The 14,881-nt window shown below is 53.7% G+C and carries 10 protein-coding genes; 9 read left to right on the top strand and 1 reads right to left on the bottom strand.

Translation table 11 applies throughout. The features are described 5' to 3' along the window. Window positions 1-22 precede the first annotated feature (22 nt). Entirely contained in the window at window positions 23-1,195 is a 1,173-nt protein-coding gene (locus Mal65_RS13520) for a hypothetical protein (RefSeq protein WP_145298460.1), read from the bottom strand. A 978-nt stretch (window positions 1,196-2,173) separates the two neighbouring features. Here Mal65_RS13520 and Mal65_RS13515 point away from each other — a divergent pair. The 9 genes from Mal65_RS13515 to Mal65_RS13475 all read left to right on the top strand — a co-directional run bounded on the left by Mal65_RS13515 (window position 2,174) and on the right by Mal65_RS13475 (window position 14,879). Continuing rightward, window positions 2,174-4,738 (top strand): O-antigen ligase family protein, encoded by a 2,565-nt coding sequence (locus Mal65_RS13515; RefSeq protein ID WP_145298457.1) that lies wholly within the window; start codon window positions 2,174-2,176, stop codon window positions 4,736-4,738. A 403-nt stretch (window positions 4,739-5,141) separates the two neighbouring features. After that, the gene (locus Mal65_RS13510; RefSeq protein WP_196784137.1) at window positions 5,142-6,164 is read left to right on the top strand and encodes an NAD-dependent epimerase/dehydratase family protein; all 1,023 of its coding nucleotides are present in this window, start codon (window positions 5,142-5,144) and stop codon (window positions 6,162-6,164) included. A 292-nt stretch (window positions 6,165-6,456) separates the two neighbouring features. Beyond that, window positions 6,457-7,365: a class I SAM-dependent methyltransferase gene (locus Mal65_RS13505; protein ID WP_145298451.1), complete on the top strand. Its 909-nt coding sequence runs from the start codon at window positions 6,457-6,459 to the stop codon at window positions 7,363-7,365. A gap of 7 nt (window positions 7,366-7,372) precedes the next feature. After that, entirely contained in the window at window positions 7,373-8,581 is a 1,209-nt protein-coding gene (locus Mal65_RS13500) for a prenyltransferase/squalene oxidase repeat-containing protein (RefSeq protein WP_145298448.1), read from the top strand. A 106-nt stretch (window positions 8,582-8,687) separates the two neighbouring features. Next, the gene (locus Mal65_RS13495) at window positions 8,688-10,148 is read left to right on the top strand and encodes a lipopolysaccharide biosynthesis protein (protein WP_165701258.1); all 1,461 of its coding nucleotides are present in this window, start codon (window positions 8,688-8,690) and stop codon (window positions 10,146-10,148) included. Window positions 10,149-10,178: 30 nt separating this feature from the next. Beyond that, window positions 10,179-11,138, top strand: coding sequence for a glycosyltransferase family 2 protein (locus Mal65_RS13490; RefSeq protein ID WP_145298442.1), 960 nt, complete (start codon window positions 10,179-10,181; stop codon window positions 11,136-11,138). A gap of 20 nt (window positions 11,139-11,158) precedes the next feature. Further along, complete coding sequence (locus tag Mal65_RS13485) at window positions 11,159-12,448, top strand: glycosyltransferase (protein ID WP_165701257.1); 1,290 nt, start codon at window positions 11,159-11,161, stop codon at window positions 12,446-12,448. Between the two features lie 27 nt (window positions 12,449-12,475). Continuing rightward, window positions 12,476-13,789, top strand: coding sequence for an O-antigen ligase family protein (locus Mal65_RS13480; protein WP_145298436.1), 1,314 nt, complete (start codon window positions 12,476-12,478; stop codon window positions 13,787-13,789). 331 nt (window positions 13,790-14,120) lie between these two features. Next, window positions 14,121-14,879: a glycosyltransferase family 4 protein gene (locus tag Mal65_RS13475; protein WP_165701256.1), complete on the top strand. Its 759-nt coding sequence runs from the start codon at window positions 14,121-14,123 to the stop codon at window positions 14,877-14,879. Window positions 14,880-14,881: the final 2 nt, after the last annotated feature.

Genomic DNA, 14,881 nt, shown 5'->3' with positions numbered 1-14,881 from the left:
CGGTGATAACTTTCGTTTTCCATCATTGTTGTGCGAAAGCCTCTCGGTAGGCGGCATTTCGTCGGGCGGTGAGGGTATTCGGTAGCGTATCACGGATCCATTGCTGAACGTCGCCGGCTTGGACGTGTTTGAATCTGGAACGGACTCTGTCGGCGGTGACTCGCCTGCAGAGTGTCGGAAGGCACGCCAACAAGCGAGTGAATCCTCCTTTGCTGTGTTGCCGTTCAAGCTGTTTGAACCGCCCGAAGAGCGATTCCAAGATCTCCGTCGAAAGCCACGCGCGAGAGCCCGCGGGAAGTTGCTGCTCGCTCGCGGCGACAAAGTCCACAAGCTTCTCGGCCATCTGCCGACCGGATTGACCTAACGGCAACTCTAACCACGACGCGAGCAGATCACGCAGCTCAGCAGTGCTATCACATCTCAGCCCGCTTTGATTGATCCACGACAGAGTTTCATTGATCACTTCCTGACACTGATTCCACTGCGCCAAGTCGTCAGCGAAGTCACGCAACCAACCAAGCTTCTCATCGATTCGCTCCTCGGTGACCCCTGCTCTCGAATCGCTTTCGGGATGATTCAGGTGGTGCATGACCATGGTCGACCAACGCAGCAGGGAGCCCAGATTCATAAAACGCGATTTCTGTTTCAGCGGTGGCGGCATAAAGTGCCCCAGTTCGGTTTGTTGAACTCGGTTTCGTGTCAGCCCGACCTGCGTCATGAACGCTTTGAACCGCTCGGATCGCCCAACCTGTTTCTCGAGCAAGTTGGCCGCGTGGTGTTTGAGGTCTTGAAGAACGATGGCTTGTTTGCCGTCTTTGACGAGATTTTTCGCCGGATCGCGAAGTTCCACCGCACCATCGCAAAGAAGATAAACCGGCGGGCCGATCTTTTCGGCCAGTCGCTGATACTCGCGATCGACATCCTCCTTCTTCCATTTCTCCCCCGGCACAATCGCGAGCACTTTGAGTTTTTCCAGATCGAGTGTTTCGCCCGGCGGTGGCAAGTCGTCGACCCGCATCCCGATGATCAGCAGGACTTTCTCTTTACCGATTTGGCTGGAGTGATCGGCCATCCAGAGAACCTCCTGAGTGCTGTCAAATGTCTCGGCCAACTCGGCAACTCCCAACCGCATCGTCCACTGAGCGATGGCATCGTGGGAGGGAACCTTCTGATCGACACCCAAAAATTCAAACATCAACTTCACAACAAACGCCGTGGCGCGAAAACCGACCCGCTTTGCCAGCTCGATGCACAAGGCGATCAACCGAACTCCAAATTGATGTCCCCGAAGAGGTCGGTCGTTGGGAAGTGCTGCAACCGGATCGGAGGGCGTGGCCAAAGAGCGATAATGCTCCAACTCGGCTCGCAGTGAATGTAGTTCTCTTTGCAGCTGCTGAGTTTTCTTGCGGTCACACGAAGTCGAAGGGTCGGCGGCCGCCCCCGGCTGACCACGCCGCGGGCTGACGACCTGCATGGCCCGATCGCCTCGAACTGATCTTCTCGCCGGAGCATTCCTATCGGATACTTGACTCATGGTTGCGTTCCTTCGCGGTAGTGATTTGGTAACCAATACCTAGCGAGGGGACGCAACCGTTTTCAATCCAGAAAAAGCCCCAGAACTCCCAGATTGCCACCGATTCGTCAGGCCACCCTCCGGGAGGGTCGAGCCTAAGCGAGGGGAGGGCCGTCCCCAACATCCACACCAAACCGCGGCTAGCGCCATGCGGCTTACAGAGTCGCCTTTCGCTCCGCGAAAGTAGCGTCCGCCCCTCACTGAAACACCCTCCCCGGAATCTCGTACCTCGACTCCGACCCTCCCGCAAAGCAGGAGGGTGAACCCCAAATTCCTTCACCCGCCCTCCGGGAGGGTCGAGCCTAATCGAGGGGAGGGCCGTCCCCAACATCCACACCAACCCGCGGCTAGCGCCCAGCGGCTCACAAAGTCGCCTTTCGCTCCGCGAAAGTAGCGTCCGCCCCTCACTGAAACACCCTCCCCGGAATCTCGTACCTCGACTCCGACCCTCCCGCAAAGCAGGAGGGTGAATCGCAACACCCTTCACCCTCCCCCAATCCGCAACCCGTCACCGGCCCACCCGTCACCCGAAAACCCTAGTTCCCAACCACCTTGTACCTCTTCCGCAACCTCACCGCCTGGACCTCCGCGACGATTCTGATGAGTCTTCCGCTACTGCTGGCGTTGGACTTCGGCGGAGTGTTGTACTGGACGCAATTGGTCGCCGCACTCGCGGTCTTCCTCGCGTTCCTGCTGGCGATCCCCAGCCTTTTCGGGCGCGACAATTCCCGAGGCCTCCGACAGCACTTGTTCCTGCTGCCGCTGGCCATCTGGATCGGGTACACGTTCTTTCAATCCGTTCCGCTGCCCTCCAGCATCGTCGGCCTAATCAGCCCCGGGTCACAAACCGCTTACACCCAGTGGATCGAACCGTTCGTTGCCGCCGACGACATGCCGTCGCTTTTCCCGATCACCGTGGACCAGTACCGCACCCGTCACGGTTTGGCGATGCTGTGCATGCTGGCCACCGTCCTCTGGACCGCGACCGTCGTCTTCAACACACGAATGCGTTTGACCGTGCTGTTGTCAGTCCTGGCCGCCAGCGCCGCGACGGTCGCCGCCATCGGTATCGGCCGGCGGTTGATCCCCGGCTTTGAAATGTGGAGTTTTGCCGGTGACATCAACGCAGGCTTCGGAACCTTCATCAACCGCAACAACGCCGCGCTGTTTTTGAACCTTGGGATCGGCTGCGGTTTCGGGTTGCTCGCTTGGCGGATTGCCGCGTTGACCGGCCAAGACCTGGATGACCCGGAATTCGACTTCAGCGACGCCTTTGCTCTGATCGGTGACCGAACATCGTTGATCGGAATCCTGGCCGTCGTCTTTTGCGGAACCGGCCTGATGATCGGCGGGTCTCGTGGTGGCGTCGTCGCCGCGATCATCGGTCTGATCCTGGCCTTCGGTTGGGTCCGCCAGCGACGTGGATTCTCCACCATCTTCGTCGTCGGACTGACCGCAGTCCTTGGCGTCGCCGTGCTGACCGTCCCCACCGATCTCAGTTTGGAATCGATCGAGCGGATGGATTTCCAAACCCAGTCCAATCAGTCGACGATTCTGCGAAACGGACGCCTGGACCACTGGCCCGACGGATGGCGAACCGCAATGGCCCACTTCCCCGGCGGATCGGGAATGGGCAGCTACGGCCACGCCTACCTGCCACACCAAGAAACGACCAAAGGCGGCTGGTTCAAACACGCCGACAACCTTTGGCTGGAATGGTTCACCGAACAAGGCGTGATGTCGATCCTGTTACTGATCGCCGGCTATGCGATCGCGATCTACGGTTTGAATCTGCTAACCGATTCACCCGATGCGATCGACCATGGAATCCGCATCGCCGGCTGGTATTGTTTGGGAGCGATCCTGATCAGCCAGTGCTTTGATTTTGGTTTGATCATTCCGTCCTGCAGCGTTTTCGTCTGCATCTTATTCGCAGCCATTTTGAACCGAGGCGTCCAGCAGGACTTGGCAACACCCGACGAAGAAAAGCGTTTTGCCGATCAACCCCGTGATAAGAAGCCGGTCAACCTGTTTGAAAAGAAACACGTGATGGTGGCTTCATGGGTCGTGCCCGGCCTACTGGTCATCCCCACCCTTTGGTCGGCCACCGTGTTGCGATCCTTGGCGACCGACCAAAGGATCGCCCGTGCCAGCGAAGCAGAATTCGAAGCGGTCAAGTACGACGTCGATCAACTGGATCAGCTCAGTAAACGCATCGACGAACGTCTCGGTCCGGTCACCAGTACCGACCTATTGCAAGTCGGCGCGTTGTACCGTGTCCAGCTGGCGCGTTTCCGCGAAGTCGAAGCGGCGGGGCCGGTCAACCGCGAACAGCAAGTCAGTTTCTATTCGCTGACCGATCCGACGACACGCAGTCCGGCCGACTATGACGACAACAGCAAGCCATTGTGGTTGCGAAATCGATCGTCCGCCGATCTGTATCGGCCGGTGCTGCAAGACGCACAATCCCAGCTGCTGGCCAACCCGTTCAGCCGTACCGCCCGCTGGCAATTCGCACGCCTGGATTTCGCCCACAGCGACGAAGAACAGGCGGCCGAGGCGGTCGAGCAGTTGATCCTGTTCAACCAAGCCGATCCGGTTCGCCTCGTGACACTAGGCCGCGAAGCAATCAACCAAGGTCAGTATGAATTGGCCAAGCAATCGTTCCGCAAAGCGATCGAAGAACGTTGGCAATACGCCCGCACACTGTTCCCTGACATCGTTGATACGCCGCAACTGACGATTGCCGAAGTGTTGCCCGACGATCCGTTGGCGTTTCGAACGATCGCCGATTTGACGGCACGCGAAGCCCTGAAGTCGGATTCGCTGATTCGCGACGGGTCGGTTCAGTTGACCCGCGACTCAGTCGACTGTGATTCCTGTGACTTGGTGAAAGACCAAGTGCGTTGTCTGCTGAATCGCTTGGAACTGGATTATGTGATGGGCGATCACGACCAGGTGTACAAGACATACGACCAGATCATCAACCTGGTGCCGGGCAACGCCAGCGTGCGATACCAGTACGCTCAACGACTATTGGAACAAGGCGAGACGGCCAAGGCGCGCAATGTCTGCCGCATCGCCCGCGACCGCTTCGGCGAGACCGATCCCCGCTTCGACCGGCTCATCACCGAAATCGCCGCCCTCGAACTCTCCGCCGAGTAGACCGCGCCGGATATGCCCCCTGAGCCGTTACGCGTCAGCGGCCGGGAAAAAATTACCGGCAATGGCCCCAGTGAGCCGCGACGCGTCAGCGGCCGGGCCAATACGGCTTTGTTCCCCCAGTGAGCCGCGACGCGTCAGCGGCCGGGCCCGCTCATCGACCTCGTCCGCGATATATCAGTCAGTAACTCACCAGCTGCCCGGGCCATCCACATCCTTCACCCTCCTTCCGGGAGGGTCGAGCCTCAGCAAGGGGAGGGCTGCCAAACGCCTAATCTCTCTCAGGCCCTACCGCACCCGATCTACCCCACCATTAATCGACGAAGATTCCCAGGTTCAGAAGATTCACGAGTATCCCAAAGACGCTCGACATCTGAAACTTCTACCGGCTCCTAGCTAGACCAAAATGGAACGCAATCCAAGTCAATCGCCAATGAAAGTTTTCGTTACAGGAGCAGCTGGTTTTATTGGGTCGCACGTTTGCCTTCGCCTCGCCGAAGATGGCCACAACGTAGTTGGAATTGACAACTTTAATGATTACTACTCACCCATTCTAAAGCGTCACCGCTCAAATGAATCGGCAAAGCATGGTATCGAAGTCATCGAAGGGGACATCGAAAACCTAGAAGTGCTCGATGGCATTTTTGCGCAGAACGGCTTCGACGCGGTCATCAACCTGGGGGCACGAGCCGGGGTGCGTTACAGCACCAAAAACCCTCACGTCTACATGAAGACCAACGGACACGGAAATCTGAATCTGTTGGAATGTTGCCGCAAACATGGTGTCGGAAAATTTGTTCTCGCATCAACGTCTTCTCTGTACGCGGGGCAATCCGCGCCGTTTGATGAAGCCAATCCAACGGTCAGGCCGCTCTCTCCCTATGCGGCCTCGAAACTTGCCGCGGAATCCATGGCCTTTTCCTATCATCACCTCTACGGCTTGGACGTCTCCATCCTCCGTTACTTCACCGTTTACGGCCCAAGCGGACGTCCCGACATGGCAGTCTTTCGGTTCATTGAATCCATCCTATCTGGGACCCCAATCACGCTCTACGGTGACGGAAAACAGTCACGCGATTTCACTTACGTAACAGACATTGCCGACGGCACTGTAGCCGCTTTGCGGCCCGTCGGATACGAACTGTTCAACTTAGGTGGCGGCCAGACTCCCGTGCCAATGAACGATGTCATTGAAATGCTTGAGCGACACACCGGCGAAAAGGCCAAAATCGAATACAAACCATTTCACGACGCCGACATGCACGTTACGCATGCCAAGAACCAAAAGGCTGAAAAAATACTGAGTTGGAGTCCTAAGGTCAGCCTAGATGAAGGGCTAAACGAAACCGTCGCCTGGCATCTCAGCAGCCGCAATCTTTTTCAGGAAATGGATTCTACACCCCTATCGGCTACATCTTTGCGAAGCTGACACGCCCATCGAACGGCAGCGAAGCAAAGGCATCGGACGGAAGCGAAGTTGCGACTTTAAACTCATTGGTTCACCTTCGGACATTCATCGTGTCTTCCTATCCAGCCAACAGAGATGAAGTTGTCCCGAAACAAGATACGATCTTTTTGGCGTCTAAGAATTGGCAACTGCACTCTCTTACTCAACCCGAAGCGAATGTCAACACGCGTGCCTAATGAACCGAACTAACGGAATACGTTTGCACCCGCATTGCTGTACGGAGCGATAGCAAAAACGCATTCAATCGCAAAACATGAGCAAGAAACGCAAAATCATAAACGATGCCAAGAATTTCTCGAGGGCGGTAAAGACTCGTTGGTACTTGCGTCATCGTCGCAAGATTGAGGCGATCCTGCGTGACGGAACGCCGCCGGACACCAGGGAGACCGATCGGAACTTTGATGCCATTCAAAACCGAACTCCAGCGCGACGTTTCGTCTACGGATACAGCCCGCTTGAGTGCTGGACTCGAGCCTCTGAACGTGTCGCAGAGTTGCTCAAGCTCGATTGTCTGCAAGAACCCGGTGCGAAGACGCTTGAAGTGGGCTGTGGTGACGGCCTAGTCTCCTTGCAGTTGTCCGCATACGGACACGACGTTGCCTGCACCGACCTGGAAGACTGGCGTTCAAAACAATGCAGGCATCTACCAAGCCACATCGGAAAGATGGAGGATGGACTGCCCTATGAAGACAATGAATTTGATTGTGCCTTCAGCTACAACACTTTTGAACATGTCGAACAGCCAGACCAGTGCTTGGCAGAGATGTCTCGCGTGGTCCGCCCGGGAGGATTGATTCTGATCTCATTCAGTCCGCTCTACTGTAGCCCTTGGGGACTGCACGCCTACCGGACGATCAACGCGCCATACGCACAGTTTCTGTTTTCTGAGAGCACTATCATCGAGAAACTCAATGAGATCGGCCATCGCGACCTAGGCCGCGAATCAACTGTGCTGCAACCACTCAACAAGTGGCGTATTGAGTCATTCTCCGAGACGTTTGGAGCAGCGTCCCAAACAAGAATCCACACGCTAGTTCGCACTTATGATTTTCTACACCTTGACTGGGTTCTGCGGTTCCCCCAGGTTTTCACCGGTCAAGAGCTAGAACTCGACGACATCACAGTGGCGGGAATCTCGTGCATATTAAGGCGTTGCAAGTAAATTCGCCATGAATTGGAAAACTCGAGTTCTTGAGTATATCAACTCGCTGAGAATCAAAGATGACGCAGGCTTTGCATCTGTCGAGGGAAAACGCAGGACTGTATATGGAACAGGATATGCGTTACAGACGTTGCACTTTCTCAACGCTCTAGATGACAGTCACAACAACGACCTCGATTGGCTACTCGATTGCCAGGACGCAGAAACGGGCTGGTTTGTCGGAGACGAATTCTCCACCATTCCTAAAGGGCAACAGCACGACATTTCGCATTTGAGCCTGCATCTCACCTGCTCATCTGCTCTTCCGGCGATTGACAACATGGGGGCACGCCCCACCCATCCATTTCGCTCGTTCGAAAGATTCCTAGATCGCTCTCACTTGCTCCAGTGGCTAAATGAAAGAGACTTATCGAACCCTTGGTATGAAGGTAATAACCTGCTATTTGTGGGGCAACTAATTGATTGGCATCAGCGAATCGAGGAAGGCAAAGAATGGAAGGAAAGACTAAGGGATTGGTTCGACTTCCACGATCAGCATTTTGACATTGAAACAGGAATGTGGGGCACGGACGAGGGAGCTTCAACGCGTGCTGCTATGTGCGGTGCCTATCATCAACTGATCTTGTATTGGCATCACAGCCACCCTGTTCGTCATTGGCAAAGACTTATCGATTGCACCCTTTCTCTCCAACATGCCGACGGAGGCTTTTCAGAAACTCTTGGGGGCGGCGCCTGTGAAGACATCGATGCCATCGACATCCTCGTCAATTGCTATCACCGTTTTGATTATCGACGCAGTGAAATTCGAGATGCACTCTTGGCGGCCAGGCGATTGATACTATCAATTCAAAACTCTGATGGCGGTTTTCCGTATAAGAGGGGCGCAACCAACGTGCATATGGGGATGAAAGACACGCGTACATCACGTGGTGGATCAGGGATTTTCCCCACCTGGTTTAGGGTACACGCACTCGCATTAATTGACCGAGTTGTTCAACAGGAAAATTTCGGCATGCAGTTCAATAACTCTGTTTGCATGGGTGGGTACTGCCAACCTGAAGGCGAACTACTTCCTTGCAGTGTAAGTCTCAGCGAACAAGAGCGTCTTCGCCGCAGGGTAAGGAACAATAAGCTCACCCGTGCAGTCAAGGAGTATTCGAAGTTGACTGTGAAGCTCCCATTCAGGGCCGTAAAGCGACTACTTGCAACGGGATAGCAACAAAACGCTCACGACACAAATGAGTAGTGCAGCAAAGCTAACGATCAATTCAATCGCGAATTACCTTCGTTTGGTCATAGTGCTCGTCGCGGGAATAGCAACCATGCGTTTTTTGCTTGACGTCATGGGAAAGCCCGGCTACGGCTTGTATTCTGCAATCTCAGCAAGTGGAACACTTCTCACTTTCATTTCTTCAGCGCTTTTGGTTGGATCTCAGCGGCAAATTGCCTATTCTATTGGGATCGACAATTTTGAAGAGCGTCGTAGGACATTCGCCGGCGTTGTCTTTTCATTTCTTGCCATAGCGGTTCTTATCGGTGGTGTAGGATTTGCGATTCGAGATACAGTCTTAAGTTCACTCGATCTCGGTGACATCTCATTTTCTGTTGCTTCGGCTACCTACTCCGCGGCAATTGTCGCTTTGGTTGTGAATGTTGCTTCAACTCCTTATCGGGCAGCCTTCACTGCGCGACAACAATTCGGTTTTACGTCAACTGTCGACAGCGGCTCCAAAGTCATCTTGTTGTTTGGAGCACTTGCCCTTCCGCTGTTCGCGACGTCGCCACTGGTGTCGTACAGTAGAATCACAGTGCTCGTTGGCTTACTGAACCTTGCACTTTATGCTTCTCTTGCAATGCGTCGCTTCAGCGAAACGCGCGTTAGGCCAAGCGATTTAAGCTTATCCACTTTGACGCCGATAGTCACTTTTGCAGGCTGGAAGCTTTGGGAGTCTATTGCTCAAGCTCTTAGGCAACAAGGATCCATTGTGGCTGTCAACTCCTTCTTTGGCCCAACGGTTAACGCAGCATATTCCATTGGTCAGCAATTCGCGGGACATATCGTCAACGTGGCGGGCGCAATAAGCGCCGTGATTGCTCCTGCTGCGGCGACAAGTGAGGGCAAGGGGCAGTCACAGCGACTTCTGCAAATGTCGGTCGTGGGAAGCAAGTACCCGGTCTTCGCGGCAAGCTTCATCGCCATTCCACTGCTGATCTGCACCAAGGAAACTCTAGAGCTGGCAATTGGCACCAAGGCGGACCAATGGATGGTAGCGTTTCTCCGCATCCTGATCATCACACGGGTAATCGGAATGATCAGCTGGGGAGAGGCTTTGGCTGCGGATGCAAAGGGAAAAGTTGCCGTTCTTTCGCTCGCTCACACCTTCCCATTCTTCCTGGCATTCGGACTTGTCATCGCGTGTTGGACAGCTGAGAAGCTGTTCTCGCCATACGTGATGCCCATCACCATGCTGATAACAACGGCACTTATCGCCGTTTGGTTCAAGCCTTGGTGGGTCGGTGCTATGCTGAATCGTCCTTACCAGAAGTATCTTTCGGACACGATTCTTCCAGTAACCAGCAGCCTGGCCGCTCCATTCGCCGTCGCGTTCGCCGTCAATGGCACGGTGCAGCACCCCTTCGCAAAGCTTATCCTCGTTTCGCTAGTCTCTGGAATCTCGCTAGTCGGATCGATATGGTTCTTTGGAATGTCACCCTGGGAACGCGACAAGTGGATCCCGCTGATCCGCTCAGCGAAAAAGCGGCTATCAACTGGTCTCCGCTGATCTGCCACGCCTAAATTTCTCCTGAAGCGAATGGCGATTACAGATAACCACAACGTGCCCAAGGTAAGCGTGTTGATGGCAGTGCGGGATGGAATGCCGTTCTTGCCATCTGCGTGCGACAGCATCTTGAAACAGAACACTGTTTCATTGGAACTGATCGTCGTGGACGATGGTTCACAGGATGGATCTAGTGACTTTTTGGCAGATTTGGAACAGCGGGTTCCCCACGTACGTTGTATCACCGCTGTGCGTCCCGGGCTTGCGGCATGCCTAAACCAGGCGGCCAGGCTGGCCGAAGGAGAGTACTTGGCTCGAATGGACGCTGACGATGTGGCGATGCCACATCGCTTCGCTGTGCAGACAAAGGTTCTGGAATCAAATCCGCAAATGGTTGCCACGTTCAGCCGGGTATTCTGTATCGATTCAGACGATGTCACAGTCGCGCCCGCTTTCTCCATCCCGTCAGAACAAATCGACCAAAAACATATCCAATCTGGATTCGGAGCCGTTTGCCACCCAACCGCTCTGATTCGTCGCTCGGCGTTTGAAGCAGTTGGTGGCTACACTGAAAAGCTCCAGACATCTCAAGACCTTGATCTCTGGCTCCGATTGGCAGAAATTGGCGAACTACACAATAACCATCAGATTCTACTCAAATATCGAATACACGACGGGCAGGTATCGACAACAAAAGCGGATAGACAGCGTGAAGACGGACGCCTGGCGGTGGAATATGCGATTTCAAGAAGAAAGATTCGCGGCATCCGCACTACGCAGCCGGCAAAAGCAGCCACAGAATATAGACCATCCCCATTAGCGCACCGCGTGATCGGAAATGGATTTCCGCAATCGCTGTTCTACTCGATGCGGTACATTGCGTACAGCAAAGCGTCAAGGCGATCATGGTCTACGCTTTCCGACGTCATCAACTACTATTTCAACGCAATACTTGTGCGTCTTCCACAACGCAAAAACCTTTCCGAGAAGTAGCTGGAAATTACGGTAAACTGTTGAGCCTTTTGAATCCGCACTGCCGAGTCAATATTGTTTCACCGAAGTATTGGAGCGGTGGCGCCGAGCGTGCCTCACGAGAATTGTCGGCTGCACTGCACGCATCCCAAGCAAATGTCACACACTACGTTGCTGTCGAGCAGTCGGACACTCCGGCGTATGTCAAGGGCATCCGAATTCCGCTAGAGAAGTACCTACGTTCATGTGATTCATCTCATAGCTGGGGTGACTGGCGTTGCATTGGCTCTGCGATGCTATTCAACAGACTGGCGAAGGAATCCAGCCGCAGCTCCGCTTCGAACCTCTTGCATTTGCACAACATTGCGCACAATCGCGGAAATTGGTGTTCATTAACCGCGCTAAAGAATGCTTGCAAAGAGATTCCCGTGGTCTGGACCTTGCACGACGAATGGGCGACTCATCCAGGCATCAGCTACGATTTGGGAAAAATCTACGCATCCGAATTTTTGAAAACAAAGTACCCCGATATCTGCCAGTACCTGGACAGATCGCATCCAATGGCGCAAAAACGAGTCAATTCCATTCTGCCCAGGATGCCACGTCCGGATGCCCTTATCACGCCGTCTGTCTGGCTCGCGGATCTTGCACAAAGTGCCGAGCATTTTTCTGGAATTCCGGTTCACGTGGTTCCCTACGGACTTTCGTTTCTTAACCAACCGGAAGTATCATGTCCTCAATTGGCTGCTAGATCGCGGCTGGGCCTGCCACAGAAGGCCAGCATCATTTTAGTTATTGCTGCCAACATGATGTCGCCCTTTAAGGGAATGGGCCATGCGATTCAGTTATTGTCTCGACCGGAATTATCAGAATACGACGTATTGATAGCCGGAAATAACGGACGATTTATCTCAGAAAGTGTACAACAACGTTGCTTTGACCTGGGCTTCATCGACGGAGATGAGAACTTAGCACTTTGTTATCGTGCTGCTGATCTTGTGCTACTACCTTCCGCGGCCGACAATCTTCCCTATACAGCTCTCGAGGCTATGGCATGCAGCCGAGCTATCGCTGCATTCGAAGTCGGTGGAATGACCGAACTTGTGGGAAATGATGAACGCGGTGTGGTTTCTAAACCATTCGACACCGACTCGCTTGCCGCGAAAATTGACAGTGCATTCCGAAGTCCGGGCATGCTTTCCGCAATGGGCGATGCCGGAAATTCATGGGTGAAAGCGAACTGCGATCCAGATCTGTACCTAAAAAGGACGACAGAAATCTATTGTGACGCATTTCGGGCAAAAGGCTTTTCGCACGTCTGTGAAGCATAGACATTTCTCCGTCGATAAAGACATCCAATGTCCAGCGCAACTTTAAAACGAAAAACCAGCGGCAATGTCCTCACCTTCGAGAATCTGTATTTCTTCGTTATGGGACTGACCGTAACCTTGCCGGTCGTCCTTGTTGGAAAAATTGCCGTTGCTGAGATACTTACAGCCCTATTCGCGGTTCATTGCCTGTTTTTTGGAAAACGCCTCGCAACTCGTGAACTCCACACATTCTTAGTTCTTGGTGGTCTCTGGCTTGCTGGAACGGCCATTTCCGGCTGGGCAAATGACTCGGATCCAGACAAGGTGCTGCGTACTTCGGCAAACGCCGTTTTCTTTATGACAAGCCTACTGGTGCTAACAACGGCATTCCAGCAAAGCCAAAGCCGCATTTTTGCATATGTGTTTGGAACGCTAATCGCTGCGTTTTTGACACCTGTTACTGATCCTGACCTAATACGCACCACCACAGACTACCGCCAAACCGTTCTCCTGCCGATGGTGTCGTCCGGTGTGTTCCTATTGCTTCTTCTCAACTGGCGGCTTGCGAAGCATTACAGCGTGCACATGGTTTTGCTGCTTTCGGCTACTGCAGTCTTCTCTGACGCACGCCTGAACTTTATTGGCTACACACTGACTGCCATCGCTCTCTTGCTTGGAGTTTCGCGTACAGAAGAATTGTCATTACGAATTCGCAAGTCATTGACGTCGCCGCGATTGATATTCTTTCTTTTCGCCACCTACATGGGGTACCTGGCGCTCGTCTTTATCTCCGAGCAAGGAATCCTAGGAGAGCATAGAAAGTCCCAAATAGCAAGAATGTACAACAAATTCAATCCTCTTGAATACGCGATGTACAATGGAAGAGGAGGCTTGGCAGTGGGTTACATCGCCATCGCAGAAAAACCACTGTTCGGGCACGGAAGCGGTGCCGATGGACGCACCTATGTCGCGAAGGCACGAAGTCGGTTTCGAGTCACTTTCGAACGAAGCGAACTGGAGAAGTACGACTGGGTTATTCCAACACACTCTATGTTGCTATCGGCATGGGTGGACGGAGGAATCTTGGGAGCGGCCTTTTTCATTTACACAATCTACTTTTTCGCAATTCGCGCTTTCGTAGAAGCCCGCCCACCCGACCGAATCAAAGCTTGGCTTACCCACGGGATCATCGCAGCTGGGCTAGCAATCATACTTTCGCCGACCACATATCGGTCACGTCAGCTCATTCCCGCGACTATTGCCGTTTGCGTCGCTACGGCACATGCGACAAGGCAATCCACAGCGTCCGCTCGCAGATTACGTTCCACAGACGGATTTGCGGCGCATCTACAGCGCGCCTGATTTTTCCATAACACTTTAGTGTCTGTGCAGTCAATTGCGTGAAATTCTAGTGCTTTACACGCGTCTCGCGCCCTATTTCCGAGACTGTCTAGAGCAGTTTTGCAATAGTCACGGGTATCGCGCTCACATTTTTCATTACAGCCCCAACCCCGATGCACCGCTAGAGTTTGAGAGCACATCGAAGTTGCAGTTGTACGACCGCGGGAGGTACCGGAGGGCGGATCTGTTGGCGTTCGCAAAGGACCTGAACCCCGACTGCGTCCTTTGTGTCGGTTGGAGCGATTCGACCTACAACTATGTCTGTAGGCACATGCGAACACCGACCATCTCAATGATCGACAACCCGTACACTCACTCGCTACGCCAGCGCGTGCTTTGTCGCGTTGCCAGACGCCATTTACTGAAGACATTTTCGCATGCCTGGGTTTGCGGTCGCTCCCACTACATGTTGATGAGGAAGGCTGGGTTTCCAGACCAGAGAATCATCCCAGGACTTTATTGCGCATCAGCGAAAACGTTTTCCCCCAATTTTGATCAAGGCATCGATGGAGAAAAGAGAATTCTCTACGCAGGACGCCTTTTGGATTGGAAGGGCGTGGAGGACCTCGTCGTGGCGTTCATGAGAATTCCTGAGTCCGAGAGAAACGGATGGAAGCTAAGAATTGCAGGGACCGGTCCATTAGCGGAGCGCATTAATCGAATAGCTTCGCAAGAATCTAGCGTCAAAGTTCTCGGATTTCTGTCGCCCGAACAACTGGCGAAGGAAATGAAGAATGCAGACGCCTTTTGCCTTCCAAGCTGGCATGAGCACTGGGGAGTGGTCGTACATGAAGCCGCTCTCTCGGGTCTATTGCTAGTGCTTTCCACCGGCGTCGAGGCCGCTTCTGAATTTCTGATCGATGGGTATAACGGCTACTCGTTCGAGCCAAGTGACACGAAGGACCTAGAAACTGCAATACGAAAACTTATTTCGACTGACGACCTCTCACATCTAAAACGTCACAGCAGAGAGCTAGGTGAACGGCATCGAGTCGAACACTGGTGCCAGCGTCTTCTATCCGTGATCCAATCAGCACACGCTGGGGATTGATG

The organism is Crateriforma conspicua, assembly GCF_007752935.1.
Classification (GTDB): Bacteria; Planctomycetota; Planctomycetia; order Pirellulales; family Pirellulaceae; genus Crateriforma; species Crateriforma conspicua.
This window is presented reverse-complemented; position numbering and strand designations above follow the sequence as displayed.